Origin of the sequence: Nitrosomonas communis (genome assembly GCF_900114745.1) — a bacterium.
Taxonomy (GTDB): Bacteria; Pseudomonadota; Gammaproteobacteria; order Burkholderiales; family Nitrosomonadaceae; genus Nitrosomonas; species Nitrosomonas communis_A.
This window is the reverse complement of record NZ_FOUB01000010.1, coordinates 37,120-59,316: the sequence shown is the minus strand read 5'-3', so window position 1 is coordinate 59,316 and position 22,197 is coordinate 37,120. Positions and strand designations below refer to the sequence as shown.

Here is a 22,197-nt window from a genome sequence, read left to right as displayed (position 1 = left end):
AACATATATTTTAACTTCTTGCGATAAAAAGCAGAATAAAATCTGCCCTTCCTCAAGACATCTAACTAATTATTCTGTTCAAAGTGAACAGTCTTTTTTCTACATTTGATTTTTTTCTACATTTGACATGGGTATAAGCAACGATGTTCTAGTGCAGGCAAGCTTGCGCGTACGCTCGATTGGTATGCACGATCCAACGTCGCTACCACCACTCCAGGTCCACGTGCCAGCCGGTCAATCACCACACCCCAGGGATCAACAATCATACTATCTCCATTGGTTTCACGGCCATTGACATGAAACCCTCCCTGCGCTGGTGCAATCACATAAGCCTGATTCTCTATAGCACGTGCACGGATTAACGTCTCCCAATGCGCCTTACCTGTAATTGCAGTAAAAGCAGATGGAGCAAGAATGATATCCACCTTCCCCATCAGACGATAAAGCTCAGGGAATCGGAGATCATAACAAATGGATAAACCTATCCGCCCAAAAGGAGAATCTATTGCAACGACTTTATCTCCGGCTTTGATTGTTTTTTCTTCTGCGAAACGTTCTTCACCCAATTCAAGGCCGAATAAATGAATCTTATCGTAGCGTGCTACCTGCTTGCCATCATGATCATAAACCAGGCAGCTATTATAAATCTTATCAGTTACCGAACTCTCCAATGGCACTGATCCACCCACCAGCCAAATCCCAAAACGTTTAGCTGTCTCGCTTAAAAATGATTGCACCATACCTTCGCCAGGTTGCTCACGAACACTTAACTTATCGGTATCCCGCAATCCCATAATACAGAAATATTCCGGAAGTGCAACCAGCTTTGCTTCTTGTGATACTGCCAGCTCAATCAAGCGAAGCGCCTCTTCCAGATTTGCAGCTACGCTTGGCCCTGATGCCATCTGTATAGCCGCAACACGCAATGTACTGTTACTCTCTTTCTCTGGCAGATGTTTTGAGAAAATGCCCGAATGATTCAACATAACTTCCTCCCGTATAAGTCCCTATTTCCACTGAATTCAGGCAAGATAAGAATTTCGCTCACAAAAACCATAAAGCAGCGCATAATTAATAGGCATTTTCCCCAAAACAATCCATACCAATCAATTCTCATTACGCTTAGATTCTGATTGCGGTTCCTTATTTTCTTGTGAATCTTGTGATTTCTTCATTACAGGCTCATCCCACTTACCCGTTATAATATATTCACTAAATAAAACACGATCAAATGGATCCTTTAGCGACTGGTTCGCAATCATGGAAGCAATCCCTGCTACTGGTGTTGCCAACCCAAGCGAAGGAAACATTTTGACCAGGAGCGCTTGAGTTTCTTCTACCAGATCGATTTTTCCACTCACAGTCAGATAAGCTGCGCTTCCTGCAATCTGCAGTTCATCTGTCACCGCGACTCCTCGGTTAATTCTAACATCGCCGGAGATATCATCGAAACCAAAACCTTGACTAAATACATCATAAAAATCCAATGTCAGTCTGCGCGGAAGTGATTTCAGATCAAAAATACCCAGCAATTTGCTCATCCCTGGCTTGAATTTGGTAAATTGACCGTGCCGGGCAGTTAATTTCAGATGGCCAGAAAGAGAAGGAAAATCTATGGAAAAAGGCTGCCCTATCCATTCCAGTGAACCTATCGCTTCGCCTTTTCCGCGTGCAATACGTCCCGCATAACCTAAGCGCGCCAAGAATTTACCTATGCTTTTTGCTCGCAGTTCGACTTCTGCCTGCATCTGAAAAGGAGCGATACGGTTCTGCCACACTCCCTGCAGCAAAAGAGAGCTGTCGGCGTGAGCAATTTGTAGTTGATCGATATGCCAACCCTCTGCTTGCTGATGAGCTACCAATACTAATTTACCTAAAAGCTTTTCTCCTACATAGAACTCATCAGCATACAGATCCATGATGGGCCAATCCGTAGATTGATTCTTTTTTTTCACAACTGAATCAGATACCGGAATAGCTTCTGGTTTTACCAATTTTTTTAATCGTGCAAATGCTTCCTTATTGAGAGAATTCCAAACGATATGACCGATGACCTCTTTACAGACAACAGCAGTATGCCATTGCCCACCGTGTTTATTGGCATCCAATACAAACTCATTAAAACGGCTTCCTAGAAAATCGAGCCTGCCAATATTCAGATTGAAATTGATCCGATCAGTCAGCAATGCCTTCATTCCTTGGCCAGCTTGTCCTGATCGAGCAGCAATTTCATCATGCCGATCAAAAAGAGCTTTCCAGCGATCCCATTCCAACACCGGAATCGTACCATGTACTAGTGTGACAGCATCTTTCGGTAATTCAACGGGTGCAGCTTGGAAATTCATTACACCACGTACTGGATAGTAATGGCCATTTTCTGCCTGTTTACGTTGAATTTCTGCCGTGGCCACCTCCCCGTAACGAAAGCGCAGCACCTCATGTTCTGAATCAATGAATTTTTTTTCAAAGCTGAGCGGAATTTTTTCTGCCGCAGCTTTGACAAAAGGTTCGGGTAATGATGAAGCAACGCCAACTAACGAGGATTCAACCCTGAGATCCGTTCCTTCTTGGTTAATATCAAGCACGGCTGACCAATCAGTCATTCCCCGCATATACTGCATCCACAACTGCAAGGTATTTGCCGGTTGATCAGGTTTAGGTGAATGTAAGCGATCGAAATTAGCCCTGCCTGCCGCCATTATGCGCATTCCGCCGTTCGGCAATACGGTAGAGTTAATTGTCACTGGCTCACCGGTTAATTGCGCAGTCACATTTTTTATAGCCAGTGTGGACTGAGTAAAAGTAAGCACTCCATTGATCTTACTCAAGGCAGGCAAATCATACCCAAGATTAATCTCGTTATTAATGAACTGATAACGACCCTTTAGCTCCATAGGCTTCCCCTCATCGCCTGATAAATTTATCGGCATGGCTAATTCCAGATGCAATTTCCCATTTCCGGAAATTTTACCTGGCTGAGAGAAATCAACCGCATGGCGATCTAGACCGCTTTTTTTAATCAAATCGATGATGTTTTGGGTAGCGCCCTCGGCTCCCCCCGTCAGGTGTAAAATAGGCTGCGGTGCGTACAAATCTGCAATTTGCAACCGCACATCTTTCATCACAATATCTGCCAGTTTCGCCCGTGAAATGGTCATTTCAAGTTGATTATCCTGAAATGAAAGATCAGCTTGAATTTCCGTCATGTTCGGCCATTCTTCCGGCAAATTTACCGCTGTGTCAGCCATTCGGGTAGTTAACTTGAAGGCGAGCTTGTTGCGCAGATCTGAAGAAGATTCACTTAAATCGCCACGAATATTAAATCTGGTTCCTTCCAATTTACCCGCTACGAGCGCCTTATTCAGCCAATTTTGCGTAGCCTCCTGATCACCCAGGAAAGCCAGATACTTATTAAGATAAGTAACCTCTGCACGTGCCAACTCACCAGCCAGATCGATTGTGCCGGGCTGCTCAAGGGCGCCACTATGGTAGTGGCCACGCATCGTTCCGGACAGATAACGATTAGCAAATGAAATATGATTAAATTCAAGCAAAATTTTATCCTGATCAGTCAACACCTTCCAATTGAGCTGTGTGATCAGTCTGTCAAGCTCGAGCGGCTCATTAAATGCCTCGAAAAAGCTCATGCTGGCTTTCTCTGAATCAAGATGAAGCGTTCCGCCCACCTCAGTTAACTTGACGCTGCCACTTATCCCACTCACTGCAGGCAGCTTGTCAAACGCTTGTATGGCTAAATTGTGAAAACTTCCTTCCACATTAAAAGATGAAGGCTTTGTCCAATTTCCTTGCCAATAAGCTTGCACATGCTCGATGACTCCTTTCGGGGATAATTCACTAACCTGATTTCGCAATGAATCTTCCATAGGAAGATAACTTAACAGAGAAGCAACAATGCCCAAATCCAGATCATTTACTAGTAATTTATTCTCGCTGGGCACCGCTCCCTCTACCCGCTGTCTTTGCCACAAAATATTCACTGGTTTGGTAAACACTTCATTTTCAATGGCGACACTCAGTTGCTGGGCAAACCATTCATCCCCCGGCTGTATCGCGTCATTGTTTCTTTTCCAGCCCACGCGACCACGCAAATGTTCAAGATCAAGTCTAGGCAGATCCTTTGCCCAACGCATATAAGTTTCATGAAGATTTACATCAGCCTTCCAGTAAGCAACAGACTTACCCTCTATGCCCATCCATGCACGAAAGGCGCCACTGCCACGATCAAATTCCAAGTCTCCCGGGAATGATAACCAGGTTTGTAAAGCAGCTAAATCGACATGATTCAATTGAGCAAACAAGCGTCCGCGCCACTGACTCAATGTATTGACTGATTCGCCCGTTAAATCACCGCGTATATCCACCGGATTGGCTAATTCAGTGGGTGGAATTAACCGTAACCCGAAATAGTGATGACCCTCCTTATTATGCATACGTAAATCTACTTTTTTCAGATAGAGCACGGGCGCAGCACGCGGTTCATCCAGCCAATAAACTTCAGCGTCATTGACCAACAGCTGGCGCTGACGTAATAACCAATTGAAAAAGCCATTATCTGCTTCCTCTTGATCAAACGTACCGCCTGCTATGTGGATCACCTTGTCCATGTCACGGCGGATGCTCAGAACAGGCCGTTCAATTTTAATATCACGAAACAGCAATTCTCCGTTCAGCAACGATTGCCAGGAAAGGGTTCCATCCAACTCGGCCAGAATCAAAACAGAATTGCCATGCTTATCATGCACGCGCACACCATGTAATCGTAAGTAGGGGTGTAATCCGTCCCAATTTGCATCGATGCGCTCTATACTGATGACTTGCCCGGCAACCTGAGAAATGGCGGCCGCAATGTTTGGCCGGTAGCGCTCAATATCGGGCAACAGCCAATAGCGCAATAACAACAGCGATAGGGAAAAAAACATTACGATAGCAAACACAACCCACCCGAGCTTACGCAAGGTGAAGATGCTATGCTTAACAAAGGAATGCATCATGCAGTAATTGAATAAGAAGCACAGTTTTATTCTGAAAAAACTGCTTAATCCTAGAAAGTAAAAAAGAAAAGCTTGATCAAAATGGCGTTTTTAATAGAATTTCTAATAGGAGCATTGCGTGGGCCGCGGGCCGTGACCCTCCCCTACAAAACACTCATTTTATCTACCTAGTGACATAACTGATCTTAGCAAACCCAGCATGCTTTATTTTAACCTTGAATATGTTTTTACACAGCATCAATCCACCCACTGAATCCGTGCTGAAAAATGTCCTTCGTTTCAGCCGTTATGCGCGCCGTCTATTAGAAAGCGAGCCCGGTTTACGCACCGATCTGGTTGAAAATTTCCATCGCCCTTTTGCACGCGAAGAAATGGTCGCATTCCTCGGCGAAACCTGCCCGGAACACACCGTAAACGAAACAAGTCTGCATAGCGCCCTGCGCAAGCTCCGTAAACGGGTCATTCTGCGTCTGGCTGCGCGTGATCTGGCCGGCATGGCTGATCTGACTGAAGTTATGGTCACGATGACCCATTTAGCCGAGGTCACTATTCGTTTTGCGCTCGCACATCATCAGAACTGGATGACGCATCCAAATCAATTTGGTTCACCTATCGGTGAAAAAAGTTTAACCGCGCAGCAATTATTAGTCGTTGCCATGGGCAAACTCGGAGGAGGAGAGCTCAATGTTTCCTCCGACGTCGATCTGATTTTCATCTATCCAGAGGATGGCGAAACGAACGGCAGAAAATCTATCTCCAACCATGACTTCTTTACTCGCCTGGGGCGCAAGCTGATTGCCAGTTTAAATGATTACACAGTGGATGGCTACGTCTTCCGGGTCGATATGCGCCTGCGCCCGCACGGAGAAAACAGCCCGCTGGCCATCAGCTTCGCAATGCTGGAGGAATATTTTGTGACGCAAGGAAGGGAATGGGAGCGACATGCTTGGCTCAAGAGCCGGGTCATTGCAGGGCCGGCTACCGCATCGGTGGTGCTGATGGAGGACATCACCCGCCTTTTTGTCTTCCGCAAATACCTCGATTTTGAGGCCTATGAAGCCATGCGCCGCCTGCATGCGCAGCTGCGCAAGGAAGTGGACCGCCGCGAAATGCATGACAACATTAAACTGGGCCCGGGTGGTATCCGCGAAATTGAATTCATCACCCAGGTTTTTCAACTGATACGGGGAGGACGGGATGCCGATCTATGCATTCGCCCCACGCTGACCGCCCTGCACCGCTTGCAGCAAAAGCAGCCGATTCCTGCTCAAACCATCACTGAGCTCATCGAGGCCTACCGCTTTCTACGCAAGCTGGAGCACCGCCTGCAATACCTCGATGATCAACAAACCCAGAATCTGCCTGATAATCCTGAAGACCAGGAATTAATTGCCGCAGCCATGGGTTATGCCCGCTTTGCCGAGTTTCTGCAACAGCTCGATATCCACCGCAACAATGTCACGCGCCACTTTGAATTGATCTTCGCCGCGCCACGCAAATCGCCAGCTCATGACATCCTGGCAAGTCTCTGGCAGGAGCAGGCCGGAGACAGGACTCAAGTGGAGGCCGCCACCACTCAGCTGACGACGCTGGGATTTACCGAGCCTGAAAAAATCTCGGCGCGCATCCAGCAATGTTATGGCAGTTATTTTTTCCAGCAATTACCGCCCGCTAATCAGCAAAAAATTAAATCTCTGATGCCGATTCTGGTAGAAGCCATTGCTCAGTTTCCACCGGTGGAAGCCACACTGGAGCGCATGCTGCAATTATTGGAGCATATTAGCCAGCAAGCCGCTTACCTGGCCTTATTGCTGGAACACCCACAAACCCTCCCGCGGGTGACCAAGCTCGTCAGCGCGAGTCGATGGGCCAGCGATTATCTGGGCAGACACCCTATCCTGCTCGATCGACTGCTGACACCGCGCGGGTTGTATCAATTACCGGACTGGCCGGCACTGAGGCAGGAGCTGACGCGCCAGCTCAACCATGTGGACAGCCCCAAAAGCAATATCACTGAATGGCAAATGGATGTCCTGCGGCATTTCCAGCATGCGCAAGTATTTCAGTTATTGGCGATCGATCTGGAAGGAAAGCTATTGCTGGAAACCCTCAGCGATCATCTGACCGAGCTCGCTGATCTCATTCTCGATAATGTATTGTACCTCGCCTGGATGTGGCTGAAGAAAAAACACCGCGAACAACCCGTTTTTGCTATCATCGGCTACGGCAAACTGGGTGGAAAGGAGCTTGGCTATGCATCCGATCTCGATATCATTTTCCTTTACCAGGATAACCATCCCGATGCACAGGAGATCTACACCAAGCTGGGACAAAGCATTAATCACTGGCTAACCAGCCCCACTTCAGCCGGGGTATTATATGAAACAGATTTACGCCTGCGCCCCAATGGCACCAGCGGATTATTGGCCTGTTCCATCGAAGCCTTTACGCAATACCAGCATACTCAAGCCTGGGTATGGGAGCATCAGGCCTTGACGCGTGCCCGTTTCGTCACCGGCGATCAGCATGTTGGCAAGCTATTTGAACAAATCCGCAGGGAGATTCTCTGTGAATCGCGCGATCTCGCTCAGCTCAGACAGGATATCCTGATGATGCGCGAAAAAATGCTGGATGCTCACCCTAACCCCACTACCTTGTTTGATATCAAACATGACCGCGGCGGCATTATCGATGTGGAATTCATCGTGCAATATCTGGTGCTCGGCTACGCGCACCAGTATCCGCAACTTACCGGCAATATCGGTAATATCGCGCTTCTGAAACTGGCCGGTGAACTGGGGCTCATTCCGGCTGAAACCGCGCAGCAAGTGCGCACAGGCTACCGTGAATTTCGTCGCGTACAACACCGCCTGCGCTTGAATGCCGGGCCCAAGCTTGAGAGCTCACTGGCTTCCCCGGAAAAATCAGGCAACTTTGCCCGCATCGAAGCTGATTATCTAAGCCATGCGCGCATGGCGGTATTGCAGCTGTGGGAACAGGTCTTTGGGGTATAAGCCTAACGGGCTCCAAGTTTACTCTATGCTAATTCAAGAAAAGCACCCTATAAGCCGCTTATTTCAAACTAAACTTTTTGTTGAATGTCGTTATGATGCTAATGGCATTCTTTTAAGTAAGATATTGCGCGATTATTTCTGCTCATACTAACCCATGCACTCACCGAGTGCTTTTTCAACCCAAAGGAGAATGATTCATGCAGCACATGCAAAAAGGTTTTACCCTGATCGAGTTAATGATTGTAGTGGCTATTATTGGTATTTTGGCAGCAGTAGCGATCCCGGCTTATCAGAATTACACTGTAAAATCTCGCTTCACAGAAGTTATTACTGCATCTTCACCATATAAACTAGCTCTGGAAGTATGTGCTCAAGATGGTAATTGTAATAATGCAGGTGCATTTACAGCAATAGCCGTTGCTGCTGGTGTGCCTGATGCAGCAGCTATAGCGGCTGGAATTCCTGGTATTGCTTCTTCCGGGACTGTTTTTAATCCAGCTGGAGTAACGCTAGCTACCGCTGGTGGTACAGCAACACTAACATTTACACCAAATGCTGTTAATGGTGTTACAGCTGCCGACACATATATCCTTACCGGTACACTCGGGGCGGATAGTAAAATTGCTTGGGCAGTAAATGCAGCGAGTGGCTGCAGAACCCGTGCTGCTGGTGCAATTTGCTAATTTAAATCGCGTAGGGCGCAATAATCGGCGGGCATTGCGCTGTATGTGCTTATTGCATCCTATGAGCCATACTCTATCGCTCAAGCTGCCCGGAAATACCTGCGTGTTTTTTAAAATACACCCTACGCAATCTGCGTAGGGTGCACTAGCCAGTTAACATTGCGCCGTATGTGCATCACTTCACTATCTGGTGCAATGTGCTGCGCTTATTGCACCCTACAAGCTGCATCCTCAAAAGGACTATTCTTCATAGCCCAAGCTATCATCCATTCCACCGGCCCAGCCCGCGTAGGGTGTAATAACCATCGGGCATTGCACCGCATGTGCCTCACTTCACCATCCGGTGCAATGCGTTACACTTATTGCACCCTACCAGTTGCACCCCATAAGCTTCATCCTCAAAAAAACTAGTCTTCATACCCCAGACTATCTTCCGTTCCACCGGCCCAATCCGATGGATACACACCTTGCGCTACCCATCGATGAAAGGTTGAATACGGCCAATCTGCAACACGCTTAACGTATCCATGTTTCACTGGATTAATGTGGACGTAATCCATATGCGCCCTATAATCTGCTTCATCCTGAATCAAGTGTTCCCAATAGCGGCGCTGCCAAATGCCTCGTTCACCCCGCCTGGCCCGCATTGCGAATAACCGTTCCTTCTTTGGGAGCGCTTTGGAAAAACCCATTTTGATCAAGCGCCAGCCTGCGTAGGGCGCAATAACCAACGGGCATTGCGCCGTATGTGCCTCACTCTACCATCCGGTGCAATGCGCTGCGCTTATTGCACCCTACAGTTGCTAGTCTTCATAGCCCAAGCTATCTTCCGTTCCACCGGCCCAATCCGATGGATACACACCTTGCGCTACCCATCGATGAAAGGTTGAATACGGCCAATCGACGACCCGCTCTACCAATCCATGTTTCACTGGATTGATGTGGACGTAATCCATATGCGCCCGATAATCCGCCTCATCCTGAATCAGGTGCTCCAATAGCGGCGCTGCCAAATGCCTCGTTCACCCCGTCTGGCCCGTACTGTGGATAACCGTTCCTGCTTTGGCAGCGCCTTGGAAAAACCCATCTTGATCAAATGCCAGAGCCTAGCAAAATCGGCATCGCCTGGCGGCAGCTCTATCACACAGTGTAAGTGATCAGGCAATACCACCCAGCCATGAATTCGGAACGGGTGACCCTTTCGAACCCGGCCAACAACGGCACGCAAGACGTCAATATGCCGGATCAGCAAATGGTTGCCATGCCGCTGCAGTAGATTAACGGTAAAGAAATAGGTGCCGCCAGGATGCCACAGGCGGCGATAATCAGGCATAGTAGCGGTATTCAAGTCTATGGCGCGATGCCCGCTGGTTATTGCGCCCTACGTGATAGAGAGAAATTACTTGATACACACCGCCCTTACCTGATGAATGTCAGTTATCCCCTGCAACACTTTATCAATCCCATCCTGTTTCAAGGTGCACATGCCATCAGTGAGCGCGGTCACGAACATGTCAGCGACGCGCGCATGTTCCTGGATGTTCTTTTTCAGGGCATCAGTCGCAGTCAGTAGTTCGTGCAGCGCCACGCGCCCTGAGTAACCCGTGCCATTGCATTGATCGCAACCGACCGCCTGGTACAGGGTAATCTGTTGATGCTCATCACCATATTCCTGCCGCCAACGCGCTTCGATCTTCTGATAAGCTGCCTCAGGGTCAGCCTTGAAATGCTCGATGTGTTTCAACTCTTCGCAATATTCCATCAATAGCGTACTGATTTCTTCCCGGCTGGCAATATGCGGTTTCTTGCATTGGCATAAACGTTTCGCCAGACGTTGCGCCAGAATGCCGAGCAACGCATCGGAGAAATTGAATGGATCCATACCCATGTCCAGTAAGCGGATGACCGATTCTGGCGCACTGTTGGTATGCAGAGTAGCCATTACCAGGTGGCCGGTCAGTGAAGCTTCAATCCCGAGACTGGTCGTTTCCCTGTCGCGCATTTCCCCCACCATGATAATATCCGGATCTGCCCGCAGAAAGGACTTCATCACCGTAGCAAAGGTGAGGCCGGCCTTGACATTGATCTGCACTTGGCGCAACCCTTTCTGGGTAATCTCAACGGGATCTTCCGCTGTCCAGATTTTGGTTTCTGGCGTGTTGAGGTGTTTCAAAATCGAATGCAATGTGGTCGTTTTACCGGAGCCGGTCGGGCCACAGACGAAAAATAAACCATAGGGTTTGCTGATGATGGATTTGAGTTCTCGCAGGTTGCGAACCGTAAAATTCATTTTTTCGAGCGGGATCGGCTCTCCCGCTGACAATATACGCATGACGACATCCTCCAGCCCACCCGCAGAAGGAAGCGTAGCCACCCTTAGTTCAATATCAAGCGGTGCAAACCGTCTGAATTTTATTTTGCCATCTTGTGGTTTGCGCTTCTCGGAAATATCCAGGTCACACATGATCTTGATCCGCGTTACCAATGCATTGCGATGACTGGCTGGAATTTCAATGTAGGGCATCAGCGAACCATCCTTGCGAAAACGAACTTTAGTTTTCTCCTTGCCAGGATAAGGCTCAAGGTGGATATCCGAAGCCCCCATTTTGTAAGCATCCATGATAATCTTGTTGACGAGTTTGACCAGTTCGTTTTCAGAAGCGGCAGAAGCCTCATCGATTTCGTCCAGCGATGCTTCCTCGTTCTCTTTGAGCTTGGAAAGCATCTCATCGATACTACCGCTATCTTCCAAGGCAATGCCTTTACCATTCCCATAGAACAAATCCACTGTCGCCTTGAATTCTCGCTGGGTACAGACGGTATAGATGATGGTATGCTTGGGGAAAATTTGATTGACTATGCGCAGCGCTTTGATTCTTTCCGGATCGAGCGTCAATACCACCAGACCTTCCTTGGTTTCATCAATCGGTAGCCAGTGGTTACTTTCAACAAAATCCCGTTTGAGATTCTTCAAGACCTCGAACGGTTTAATCCGATCAACCCGGTACGGTTCATAGCGGACTTGGAAGTAATACGCTAGCGCTTCACCAATTTGAGCAGGTTTGATCTGAAAATAATCGATGAGCACCTCTTCCAGATCACATCCTTTCTCACGTGCATATCGCACGGCCTGCTCAAGTTCAGCAGCCGATAGAGTAGCCTTTGATATCAAATGATCATAAATGATCATATCTGGAATTTGCCAATAATTGCTGCCTCTGCCGCTGCTTGAAAGCAATGCTCAGTAGCTGGCTAGCTTCACCTATCCCCGCAAAATGATAGGATTCGGGAAAAGCTGAGCCAATTTGCCCATTAAATGCGCGCAAAGCATGTTTATCTTAAATCAGCCACCTGAATTCAGATGGCTAGCGCTTATACTCTGAATGACAAGACGTGATTACCCTTTCTTGTCCAGATATTTAACATGATTTGCCTAGCAGGTATTCTCGCTAATAGCGCAGGAATTACACCCGATTCTTGTTATTTGACCAAAAGAACCGGAACCGGTGAAAGCTGTATCAGCTTACTGGCGACTGATCCCAACAGCATACCTTGGACAGTGCCGAGCCCACGTGGCCCAATGACAATTTGATCACATTGCTTTTCTGTCGCAAATTGAACGATCATTTTTGCTACATCACCTACAATGACATGGTACTGATAAGCAATACCTGCCTGATCTAATAAATCACATGCTGATTTTAAATCCTTCAATCCTTCTTCTTGGTGATATTGCTTGATATTTTCCTGGCTGATAAACATCGAAATATCACCATGCAATGGAAACTGCACATTGAGTAGATGAATTTCTGGTACTTCCTTATACCAGTTGAGCAACTGGATAAAATGCGCAATGGCCTTGTGGCAAGCCTCAGAACCATCCACTGGCAGTAGTATTTTTAACATGATGCACTCCCTTAAATTGTTTTTTATTACTTATTTAATGGTTACATGGGTTTATTCGTGTCATTCGTGAGATCAACCACTGCTATATTTTTCTGCGTTCTCGCTGCCAGCCACTTGCCAATAATGATCACGACTAATGCAGTGCCAATTGGCATGAGCCAATGTAGAAAAGCAGCATGCACATTGACCCATTCTCTGGTCACTGAATCGGTGATAGCCATGTCTCCCGCAATCCAGCCAAGCAATCCAGCCCCAACAAAAATGGTAAGGGGAAAGCGATTCATCAGCTTCATGACCAGCTTACTCCCCCAGACAATGATCGGAACACTCACGAACAGGCCAAAAATAACCAGAGTAAGATCGCCTCGAGCAGCACCAGCAATTCCTATCACATTATCCAGGCTCATGACCGTGTCAGCAATGATAATCGTTTTAATGGCGCCCATCAGAGTAGTGCTGGCATCAATTTCATGCCCATCACCAGTCGATTCTGGCTGTAGTAATTTGATCCCGATCCAAAGCAGCAGCAGCGCGCCTATGAGCTTCAGGAAGGGAAGTGTTAATAAATTAAGCGCAAAGAAAACTAATATGATACGTATTGTTATTGCACCAAAAACTCCCCAGAAAATTCCTTGATTACGTTGCTTCTCAGGCAATCGCCGGCAAGCAAGAGCAATAATGACTGCATTATCTCCTCCAAGTACGATGTCAATCGCAATAATTTGTAATGCCGCAAACCAGAACTGGGGATCAGAAAAATCCATATTTAATTTCTCTCAAGACATGGTAATAAATTTAAGAATTTCATCTTGCTGTTGCATCGTGTCCCGATAGCCAAGATCAATTAAGGCACGACAATAAGAAGCTTCAAATAAAACATAGCTCAACAATCTTGAGCCGCTCGGACTCATTGCTCCCACGGCACGATATAAATAGCGCATAGTGCGTGGTAATGAGTAAGCATGCTGCCACGCGATTTCACTGATTCTTTCGCTAGGTGATATCACCATCGATTTTATGGGTCGCAGCAAAATGCTTCCCTCTTTTTTTGTCTCAGGCGGAATGAGCGCTAAAGTGCCATTAATGCGTTCCAGACGCTCCAGATCAACTTCCAGGCTATCAAAAAAAATACTACTCATCATATGACCCGCGATTTGGGCTACGGGTGGATAGCTCGTGACTTTAATACGCTCAAGGGGAATTTCTCTTTTTTTGTTCACACTGATCACCAGGATTCGATCTGCTCCCAAATGTAACGCTGGACTGAGCGGCGCCAGTTGTCGCATAGAACCATCGCCAAAGTACTCGCGATTTAGCCGGATGGCCGGAAAAATGAGAGGAATAGCCGAAGAAGCAAGCAAATGCTGGATACCGATACGTGATGCCACACCGACACGCATCACCCGACTCCAGGGCTGAATACTTTCATGGCCTTGATAAAACGTTACCGATTGTCCTGAAGTATAACCCCAAACGGTTACCCCCAGTGCATGCAATGCGCCAAGGTGGATACTTCTCTGGATACCACGAAACGGCAAACGGCAGCCAAGCAGCGTTCTCAGGGGAGCATTATCCAGTAGTGCAAAAGGCGTTTCTTTCTTCACCTCGCTCGACAGCAATGAACCCACACAATGGGCCGTGTTGCGGACCACACCCAGAAGATCTGCCCGGTGCACCTGGTCAACGTGCAAATTTCCCCACACTGCCTCCAGTTGCCGCACACCTGTCGCAAAATGGGTGGCCGACATGGCCAAACCTGCTGCATTAATGGCACCGGCTGAGGTTCCACAAATAACAGGAAAAGGGCTATGCGCAGGAGAAGGCAACAATTCAGCAATTGCACGCAGCACACCTACTTGATAAGCAGCGCGCGCGCCTCCACCTGTCAAAAACAAGCCTAATTTAGATGATTGTGCGGAAGTATTATTCGGCTCACTCACTGGCTATTAATTTCTTTCTCAGCTTTTCAAGTAACACAAAGCTTCTTCAGATAAATTACTTACGCTGATTGATCATACATAGCATACTGATCTCACGATAAATATTTTCACAGCATCTCATAATCATGTTGGCAATAAGTGGTGCCGTGACCCGCTTATTTTAAATGTTCAAAAGATTGTGCCGTTCACTCATTAGCGTTGCTATTTCTGCCTGTCACATTGAACTCTCATGCTCTACTATGAAATATGCATCATAATCGTTTCCTTTAGCCAGGTATACAGTTTCAATCGTTATCCTACCTTATCATTCCATTTCTAAATCAAAACTGACTTTGTCAGCTTCACCTTACCATATGATTTATACTGTCTGCGGCTCGCCTTCGCGTTATTTTTAATTGGAAAATGGAATCAGGGCACGATCTCAAACAAATGAGCAAATGTGCAAATGGCGCAACTCTCAACAATTTCTTTTGCTTTTCCAATATCTCCACAATCAGTAAACTGGCAGATTTATACCATCAATCATAGAGGATAACATGTCACATACCGAGCTTTACCCGGAAATCGAGCCTTATCAGCAAGGAATGTTGCCGGTCGATGCGCAGCACACCCTATATTGGGAACAATCAGGTAATCCTAAGGGTTTACCCGTCTTGTTTCTACATGGTGGGCCAGGTGCTGGATCAGCACCCAATCATCGTCGTTTCTTTGATCCTGCTCACTACCGCATCATCATTTATGATCAGCGTGGAGCGGGACGCTCCACACCCCTAGGTGAAATTCGAGACAATACCACGCCTCATCTTATCGAGGACATCGAAACCTTGCGACAATATCTGAGTATCGAACAGTGGCTCGTATTCGGAGGCTCCTGGGGCAGCACATTGGCACTCGCATACGGAGAAGCCCACCCCTCACGTTGCCTGGGATTCATTCTGCGGGGCATTTTTCTTTGCCGCAAAAGCGAAATCGACTGGTTTCTTTATGGGCTGCGCCATTTCTTTCCAGAAGCCTGGCGGGATTTTGTCGCACCACTCTCCCCGCATGAACGAAAAGATATCCTCGCAGCTTATTATCAACGCTTGATGGACCCGGATCCTGCCATCCATATGCCTGCCGCCCGTGCATGGGGTTGCTATGAAGGCAGATGCTCCACTTTGCTGCCCAGCCCGGAAACCGTCAATTATTTTACAAGCGATACGGTTGCGCTCGGGCTTGCACGCATGGAAGCCCATTATTTCAGTCATGATATCTTCTTGCCGCAAAATGTGTTGCTGGATAATGTCAAAAAACTCCAAGGCATTCCTGCCACCATCGTGCAGGGACGTTATGATGCCGTTTGCCCGATCGTCAGCGCAGATGACTTATACCATGCCTGGCCTCAAGCCGAATATGTCATTATCGAGGATGCGGGTCATTCTGCGTGGGAGCCCGGTATTCGCGCGGCGCTGGTGCAAGCAACAGTTAAATTCAAAACCATTCTTAAGCCGCTCAAATAGACCTGCTAGCTGCTCCATCATTCCATTTTCCCAATCAAACATGATACGAGGGGGGTCTCATTCCATTTCTAAATCAAAAATGACGCGAAGGCAAGCCGCAAACAGTATAAATAATACGGCAAGGTGAAGCCGACAAAGCCAGTTTTGATTTAGCAATGGAATTAGATAAGCTGCCAGATATCGAGCAACCCAGCATAATCCCTTGCCTCTATTTTTTCGCTAAATGGCAAAACGCCAAGCAGAGGACAATCCAGGCGGTGTTGCAAGGTACGAATGTTTTCTGCTTGGCTTTCCATATGAGGATCAATCTGATTAGCTACCCAGCCTGCCAGGGTTAACCCACTTGAATGAATAGCCCGGGCAGTTAATAAAGCATGGTTGAGACAGCCCAACCGCAATCCTACTGTCAATACCACGGGTAATTTCAATGCGCGCGCCAAATCGCTGCCATCGTATCGGTCATCAAGCGGCACCAGAAATCCCCCGACCCCTTCGACAATGACCATTTCCGCCATTTCCTGTAACAATTTAAAAGCCCGTTGAACAGTTGCGATATCCATCACGATACCCGTTTGCTTAGCCGCGATATGAGGTGCAATCGGCTGCACTAACGCATAAGGATTAATCAATTCACGTGCTGCTGATACGTTGCTGGCTTCAACAAGACGTTCCACATCCATCCATTTACCCTTTTCGCAACCTGCTGCGATTGGCTTCATACCAATCACCGATTTACCTGCCATGGCAAACGCATGTAGCAACGCGCAACTTGCGAGAGTTTTACCTACAGCCGTATCCGTACCGGTCACAAAGTAGCCTGCTGGCATAGTGTTTAATTCCATTTCCAAATCAAAAATGACGCGAAGGCGAGCCGCAGATAGTATAAATAATACGGCAAGGTGAAGCCGACAAAATCAGTTTTGATTTGGAAATGGAATAACCATTTATCCCAGACCGAGCTTACGTCTGGTTTCGGGTTTGAGAGCAGCTTGTCGTGGCTCTGGTTTCCAGGCATGACCATAGACCACTTCGAAAGTCGCCGGCAGCCTCCCTGCCTGACGGAATGATTCGTAATGCTTCACCACTTGTTGCCATCTTCCTTTCCCTGTCAAGCCACGCTGTCTGCCATGTGTCACATTATGCGCACCAATTGTTTTAAGATCACGCATGATATCCATCACCTCATGGTAAGTGAGCGTAATGTATTCCATATCTATGACAGGTGTGGCAAAGCCGCTATAAACCAGCAGATCGCCGATATCGTGCATATCCATGAAGCGATTGATATGGTTGTAACTGTCCACTGCTTTAAAGGCCTGCTTTAATTCTTTCAAGGTATCCGGACCAAAGGTGCTAAACATCAGCAGTCCTCCTTTTTTCAGAACACGATGTGTTTCCGCAAAGGTCTGCTTGAGATCATTACACCACTGAATGGTTAGATTCGACCAAATCATATCCACGCAACCATCCCGCAGTGGAAGCTGTTCGATATCCGCACCCACATAATGAGTAATAGAGCGTTTACCCAACGGTAACCATTGCTGCCATCGCGGAACAGGTTGACGCGCTTGGAAATGCATCGCGAGTGCGATATCCAATGCCACCAATTTGCTATGCGGATAGCGCTCGATAAGCTTACGGCTGCCATAGCCGGTACCGCTGCCCATATCCAGTATCCAATCAGGCGTATATTTGATGTAATCAAGACGTGAGAGCATGCGCTCCCCCACTTCCCGCTGCAGAACGGCCGCTTGATCATAGCTGGTTGCAGCTCGTTCAAATGCTTGGCGCAACTGACGCTTATCTAAAATGTGATCATAAATCATACAGGCTGGTTATAAATTGATTCGGATGCGATAAAAACGGGGCATGACCACAGTGTGGAAAGCCGACTAATTTTGCGTGAGGCAATTGCTGATGCATCCATTTGGCTGCATCCACATGTGTGATCACATCATTTTCTCCATGCAACAGTAAGGCAGGTTGAGAAATATCCGCTAATTTTCCACGTAAATCGGTGGTCAGCAGGATTTGTAAACCTGCCCTGAGCGCGTGACCATCGGGTTGCTTATATTGGAAAAAATGGTCACGTATTTGCGCTAATACATGTGTCATATCACATCCACCATTTACCTGCAGGGTAAAAAAACGGTTGAGCGTCTGGGTATAATGATGCTCCAGATTTTCCATAAAAAGCAGCAGCGTAGATTGATCCATTCCCCACTGCCAATCCTCCCGTTTGACGAAACAAGGAGTGGTCGCGACCAAAACAAGCTGACTCACTTGCGTGGGTACAGATAAAGCCAGCTTGAGGGCTACTTGCCCACCGAGTGACCAACCACAAACGATGCTTTCCGCGGGCAAAATCTCCGCAACACTGTTTACGATGGCTTCGAGTGAATACGATTCCCACATTGGACTCTGGCCATGACCAGGCAGATCCACCAAATGCAGCCGGAAATGCCGCGCCAGCTGATCGCGGATACTGCCCCAGATACCACTATGCATAGCCCAGCCATGCAACATCACGAGATCGGGTCCCTTTCCTACAATTTCTACATATAACCGCTTCATACTACACAACTATTTTTCATGTTAAGTGTTTTTGCCTGCTTTCGATTATATGATTTTTGCCAAATCATGTAATGTTTCACTCAATTGCTCAACATCTTCCTCGCGGTGTGCAGCTGATAAAGAAATCCGCAATCGAGCTTTTCCCTCCGGAACAGTAGGCGGGCGGATGGCAGGCACGAGAATTCCTTTGTCATGTAATGCTTCACTTAAATGCATGGCTTCGTCATTGCGTCCTACCATCAATGGCTGAATGGGCGTTATGGAAGGCATTAATAACCAACGCAATGATTGTAGGTTAGTTTTCAATTGTGTTATAAGCTTGATTAATTTTTCGCGTCGCCATGCTTCTTGTTTGATCAATGACAAACTGGTCATGAGGACATGGGCCAATAATGCAGGCGTAGCAGTGGTATAACCATAAGGGCGCGCGAATTGGATAAGCGTTTCTATTATGTCGGATTGAGCAGCGACAAAAGCACCGGAAACACCCGCTGCTTTACCGAGCGTGGCCATGTAAACCAAGTTTGGGGAACGCAGATTAAATCCATCAAACGCATGCGCGACACCATTACCGTTTTTGCCAAGCACGCCGAAACCGTGTGCATCATCCAGTAACAACCAGGCGCCATACTGCTCACATAGCGCCAATAGTTCAACGACAGGAGCAATGTCACCATCCATGCTGAACACGGCATCGGTTACGACGAGCTTACCGCTTGCTTCCGATTCAGCCAGGTATCTTTCCAGTTTGGTTAAGTCAAGATGGGGATAACGTTTAAAGGTTGCCTTGGAAAGCAGCGCTGCGTCATTGAGTGAAGCATGATTGAGCTTGTCGGCGAAAATCGTATCACCACGACCGACCAACGACGTGATCACCGCCATATTCGCCATATAGCCGGTAGAGAACAATAATGCCTGGGGTAACCCCACAAAATGGGCCAACGCTTCCTCTAGCGTGTGATGGGCCAAAGAATGGCCGCAGATCAAATGGGATGCACCTGATCCCACGCCATAATGTTGGGCTCCCGCACAGGCCGCTCCGATCAAGTCGGGGTGGTTGGCGAGGCCTAGATAATCATTGCTACAGAAAGTAAGATAATGCTTTCCCTCAATCGTAGCATGAATCGTCTGAGGGCCTTCGAGCATCAATCGGCGACGGTACAACCCCGCTTTTTCCCGCTCCCTCAGTTTGGCTGAGAGATTTATTAGCATTCCTGTTTCTGGCTATAGGGTGCGTAACCCCAATTTCTCAAATAATGCTTTGTCGCTTTCTGTTTCGGGATTACCTGTCGTCAGCAGCTTGTCTCCATAAAAAATGGAATTAGCTCCGGCAAGAAAACATAACGCTTGCACAGACTCTGACATTTGCCGTCTTCCTGCAGATAATCTGACCATCGCTTTTGGCATAGTAATACGGGCGGCTGCAATGGTACGTACAAACTCGAACGAATCAAGGGGCTCCGTACTATAAAGCGGCGTACCTTCAACTTGCACAAGATAATTGATCGGCACTGATTCAGGATAAGGATCTAGATTGGCCAGCTGGGCAATCAATCCAGCACGAGCCAGCCGGGATTCACCCATACCTACAATACCGCCACAGCACACATTGATACCTGCCTTACGCACTTCCTCAAGTGTATCGAGGCGATGCTGGTAGTCGCGTGTGGTAATGATTTCTCCATAGAATTCGGGTGAGGTATCCAGATTGTGATTGTAATAATCCAAGCCAGCCTGTTTGAGTTGCTCAGCCTGCCCCGGTTTCAGCATGCCCAAGGTAGCACAGGTTTCAAGTCCCAGCACCTTTACAGCGCCGATGATTTCGCTCATTTTATCAATATCACGTTGTTTGGGGCCACGCCAGGCTGCCCCCATACAAAATCGTGTCGCTCCTTCCGTCTTGGCTGCCTGCGCAGCGGCCACAACGGTATCCAGCGACAGCATATCCTGATTCTCAACGCCGGTATGATAACGTGCGGCCTGGGGGCAGTAACCACAGTCTTCCGGGCAGCCACCTGTTTTAACAGAAATCAGCGTAGATAATTGAATTGCATTGGCATCATGGTATTGCCGATGAATGGTTTGCGCTTGATGAACCAAATCAGTAAAAGGGAGATCTAGTAAGGCCTGGATTTGTGGAACACTCCATTGTGCCATATGGTTACGATCCTGTTGATCACCCATAGCTTTCTTTTTTTCATTTGAAACAGACTTGGTACTGGATTCAATCATGATAAGGCCAGAAATTTTTGCTCGATCTATAATACGGTGTTAGGAATCATCAAGGATCAAGCTTCAATTGTCAAATTTTCTTTCAAGATTTTTGAACAGGCGATTAAATTTTGTGCAAACCCTGTTCCCAACAAATTGTTTTTTATGCTTGGCAGCCTGCGAAAGCGATCTGTGTCGTGCCTGCCATGAAAGCTTACCCCAATTACCTTCTGAACATTGCCCTTTGTGCTTATTGCCCACAAAAGATTCCTATATTTGTGGTAATTGCCTCAAGCATCCGCCAGTATGGACACATGCGCTTGCAGCACTACAATACGTTTTTCCCATCGATGCCATGATTCATTCGCTTAAATATCAAGGCAACCTGGCTGTGGCGCCCATCTTGGCCAATCTATTGCTCGCAAAAATGAATCACTGCCCTCTACCCGATGTCATCATCCCTGTTCCGCTCCATCCGACTAAATTACAGGAGAGAGGCTTTAACCAGGCGCTAGAAATAAGCCGACATCTATCCAGACAAATCAATGTTCCCTTGCTGCCTCATGCTTGTGTGCGTACCAAAGACACGTTTTCTCAAACTGAGTTATCCTGGAAGAAACGGTTAACTAATATGCGAAATGCGTTTGAATGTACTACGAGTCTCGCACATAAGCATGTTGCCTTACTGGATGATGTCATGACAAGCGGTGCCACATTGAATGAATTGGCCAAGGTGGTACGTAAAGAAGGGGCTACCGGGGTGAGTGTATGGGTGATCGCTAGAGCAATGCCGTCATCCGCTTTAATCAAAACCACTGAGCATCATCAGACTATGTTATAGAATATGCCTTATGCTGAATGTTATTCTCTATCAGCCTGAGATTCCTCCCAATACCGGTAATATCATCCGACTTTGTGCCAATACAGGCGCTACACTTCATTTGGTCAAACCGTTAGGGTTTCTTCTGAATGACAGGCAGCTGCTCCGGGCCGGACTCGACTATCATGAATTTGCTCATGTCGTGCTACACAAAAGTTGGGAAGAATGTATGCATAGCTTACCAGGACGGCGTATTTTTGCTGTGTCCACCAAAGGAACCCAACGCTATGATCAGGTTAAGTATCACCCTCAAGATGTTTTTCTGTTTGGTACAGAAACCCGTGGATTACCGATTGAAATTCTGGAGAGTTTTTCCAATACGCAACGTATCCATATTCCCATGCTGCCTGACCGTCGCAGCTTGAATCTTGCTAATGCTGTTTCCATCGTCATCTACGAAGCTTGGCGACAGCTTGGGTTTATCGTAAACGAGAACTTTTAATCTAGATTTCTCAGTCGGCTGTGAAGGAATGTGCGG

At 47.3% G+C, this 22,197-nt stretch carries 18 protein-coding genes and 1 pseudogene; 5 read left to right on the top strand and 14 right to left on the bottom strand.

The window, feature by feature from the left end; all coding sequences use genetic code 11:
* Positions 1 to 116: 116 nt before the first annotated feature.
* The gene (locus BM122_RS06085) at positions 117 to 986 is read right to left on the bottom strand and encodes a carbon-nitrogen hydrolase family protein (RefSeq protein WP_074904490.1); all 870 of its coding nucleotides are present in this window, start codon (positions 984 to 986) and stop codon (positions 117 to 119) included.
* A 120-nt stretch (positions 987 to 1,106) separates the two neighbouring features.
* The gene (locus BM122_RS06080) at positions 1,107 to 4,976 is read right to left on the bottom strand and encodes a YhdP family protein (RefSeq protein ID WP_177198059.1); all 3,870 of its coding nucleotides are present in this window, start codon (positions 4,974 to 4,976) and stop codon (positions 1,107 to 1,109) included.
* 257 nt (positions 4,977 to 5,233) lie between these two features.
* On the opposite strand from BM122_RS06080, the gene glnE reads away from it, so the two are divergent.
* Both glnE and BM122_RS06070 read left to right on the top strand, forming a co-directional pair.
* Positions 5,234 to 8,026: a bifunctional [glutamate--ammonia ligase]-adenylyl-L-tyrosine phosphorylase/[glutamate--ammonia-ligase] adenylyltransferase gene (gene glnE, locus BM122_RS06075; protein ID WP_074904488.1), complete on the top strand. Its 2,793-nt coding sequence runs from the start codon at positions 5,234 to 5,236 to the stop codon at positions 8,024 to 8,026.
* A gap of 197 nt (positions 8,027 to 8,223) precedes the next feature.
* Complete coding sequence (locus BM122_RS06070; RefSeq protein WP_074904487.1) at positions 8,224 to 8,709, top strand: pilin; 486 nt, start codon at positions 8,224 to 8,226, stop codon at positions 8,707 to 8,709.
* A gap of 407 nt (positions 8,710 to 9,116) precedes the next feature.
* Here the strand turns inward: BM122_RS06070 and BM122_RS06065 are convergent, their stop codons facing one another.
* From BM122_RS06065 to BM122_RS06040, 7 genes and pseudogenes are all read right to left on the bottom strand, one after another.
* On the bottom strand, positions 9,117 to 9,440 hold the full coding sequence (locus BM122_RS06065) for an REP-associated tyrosine transposase (protein ID WP_218152011.1): 324 nt from the start codon (positions 9,438 to 9,440) through the stop codon (positions 9,117 to 9,119).
* A 72-nt stretch (positions 9,441 to 9,512) separates the two neighbouring features.
* Complete coding sequence (locus BM122_RS25730; protein WP_305728208.1) at positions 9,513 to 9,707, bottom strand: hypothetical protein; 195 nt, start codon at positions 9,705 to 9,707, stop codon at positions 9,513 to 9,515.
* Entirely contained in the window at positions 9,695 to 10,042 is a 348-nt protein-coding gene (locus BM122_RS06060; protein WP_305728207.1) for an REP-associated tyrosine transposase, read from the bottom strand. Before BM122_RS06060 ends, BM122_RS25730 begins: the two co-directional genes overlap by 13 nt.
* Before the next feature lie 66 nt (positions 10,043 to 10,108).
* A pseudogene (locus tag BM122_RS06055) lies at positions 10,109 to 11,945 on the bottom strand (GspE/PulE family protein); the annotation flags it as partial.
* Between the two features lie 244 nt (positions 11,946 to 12,189).
* Entirely contained in the window at positions 12,190 to 12,615 is a 426-nt protein-coding gene (locus tag BM122_RS06050; RefSeq protein WP_074904486.1) for a universal stress protein, read from the bottom strand.
* A gap of 41 nt (positions 12,616 to 12,656) precedes the next feature.
* Positions 12,657 to 13,379, bottom strand: coding sequence for a TerC family protein (locus tag BM122_RS06045; RefSeq protein ID WP_074904485.1), 723 nt, complete (start codon positions 13,377 to 13,379; stop codon positions 12,657 to 12,659).
* 12 nt (positions 13,380 to 13,391) lie between these two features.
* Positions 13,392 to 14,555, bottom strand: coding sequence for a patatin-like phospholipase family protein (locus tag BM122_RS06040; RefSeq protein WP_074904484.1), 1,164 nt, complete (start codon positions 14,553 to 14,555; stop codon positions 13,392 to 13,394).
* A 536-nt stretch (positions 14,556 to 15,091) separates the two neighbouring features.
* Here BM122_RS06040 and pip point away from each other — a divergent pair.
* Positions 15,092 to 16,054: a prolyl aminopeptidase gene (pip, locus tag BM122_RS06035; protein WP_074904483.1), complete on the top strand. Its 963-nt coding sequence runs from the start codon at positions 15,092 to 15,094 to the stop codon at positions 16,052 to 16,054.
* 161 nt (positions 16,055 to 16,215) lie between these two features.
* Here pip and bioD read toward each other — a convergent pair whose 3' ends face one another.
* The 5 genes from bioD to bioB form a co-directional block, all read right to left on the bottom strand.
* Positions 16,216 to 16,896 carry a dethiobiotin synthase gene (gene bioD, locus BM122_RS06030; protein ID WP_256211912.1) on the bottom strand — a complete coding sequence of 227 codons (681 nt, stop codon included), beginning with the start codon at positions 16,894 to 16,896 and terminating at the stop codon, positions 16,216 to 16,218.
* Positions 16,897 to 16,998: 102 nt separating this feature from the next.
* On the bottom strand, positions 16,999 to 17,880 hold the full coding sequence (gene bioC / locus BM122_RS06025; protein WP_074904481.1) for a malonyl-ACP O-methyltransferase BioC: 882 nt from the start codon (positions 17,878 to 17,880) through the stop codon (positions 16,999 to 17,001).
* A complete protein-coding gene (gene bioH, locus BM122_RS06020; RefSeq protein ID WP_074904480.1) occupies positions 17,870 to 18,628 on the bottom strand; it encodes a pimeloyl-ACP methyl ester esterase BioH in 759 nt (252 codons plus the stop codon). Before bioH ends, bioC begins: the two co-directional genes overlap by 11 nt.
* A 45-nt stretch (positions 18,629 to 18,673) precedes the next feature.
* Complete coding sequence (gene bioF, locus BM122_RS06015) at positions 18,674 to 19,840, bottom strand: 8-amino-7-oxononanoate synthase (protein WP_074904479.1); 1,167 nt, start codon at positions 19,838 to 19,840, stop codon at positions 18,674 to 18,676.
* Between the two features lie 12 nt (positions 19,841 to 19,852).
* Positions 19,853 to 20,812: a biotin synthase BioB gene (gene bioB / locus BM122_RS06010; RefSeq protein ID WP_256211911.1), complete on the bottom strand. Its 960-nt coding sequence runs from the start codon at positions 20,810 to 20,812 to the stop codon at positions 19,853 to 19,855.
* A 160-nt stretch (positions 20,813 to 20,972) separates the two neighbouring features.
* Between bioB and BM122_RS06005 the strand changes: the two genes are divergently transcribed.
* Both BM122_RS06005 and trmL read left to right on the top strand, forming a co-directional pair.
* Entirely contained in the window at positions 20,973 to 21,680 is a 708-nt protein-coding gene (locus BM122_RS06005) for a ComF family protein (protein WP_256211910.1), read from the top strand.
* A 10-nt stretch (positions 21,681 to 21,690) separates the two neighbouring features.
* Entirely contained in the window at positions 21,691 to 22,161 is a 471-nt protein-coding gene (trmL, locus tag BM122_RS06000) for a tRNA (uridine(34)/cytosine(34)/5-carboxymethylaminomethyluridine(34)-2'-O)-methyltransferase TrmL (protein ID WP_074904476.1), read from the top strand.
* The last annotated feature ends 36 nt before the right edge of the window (positions 22,162 to 22,197 follow it).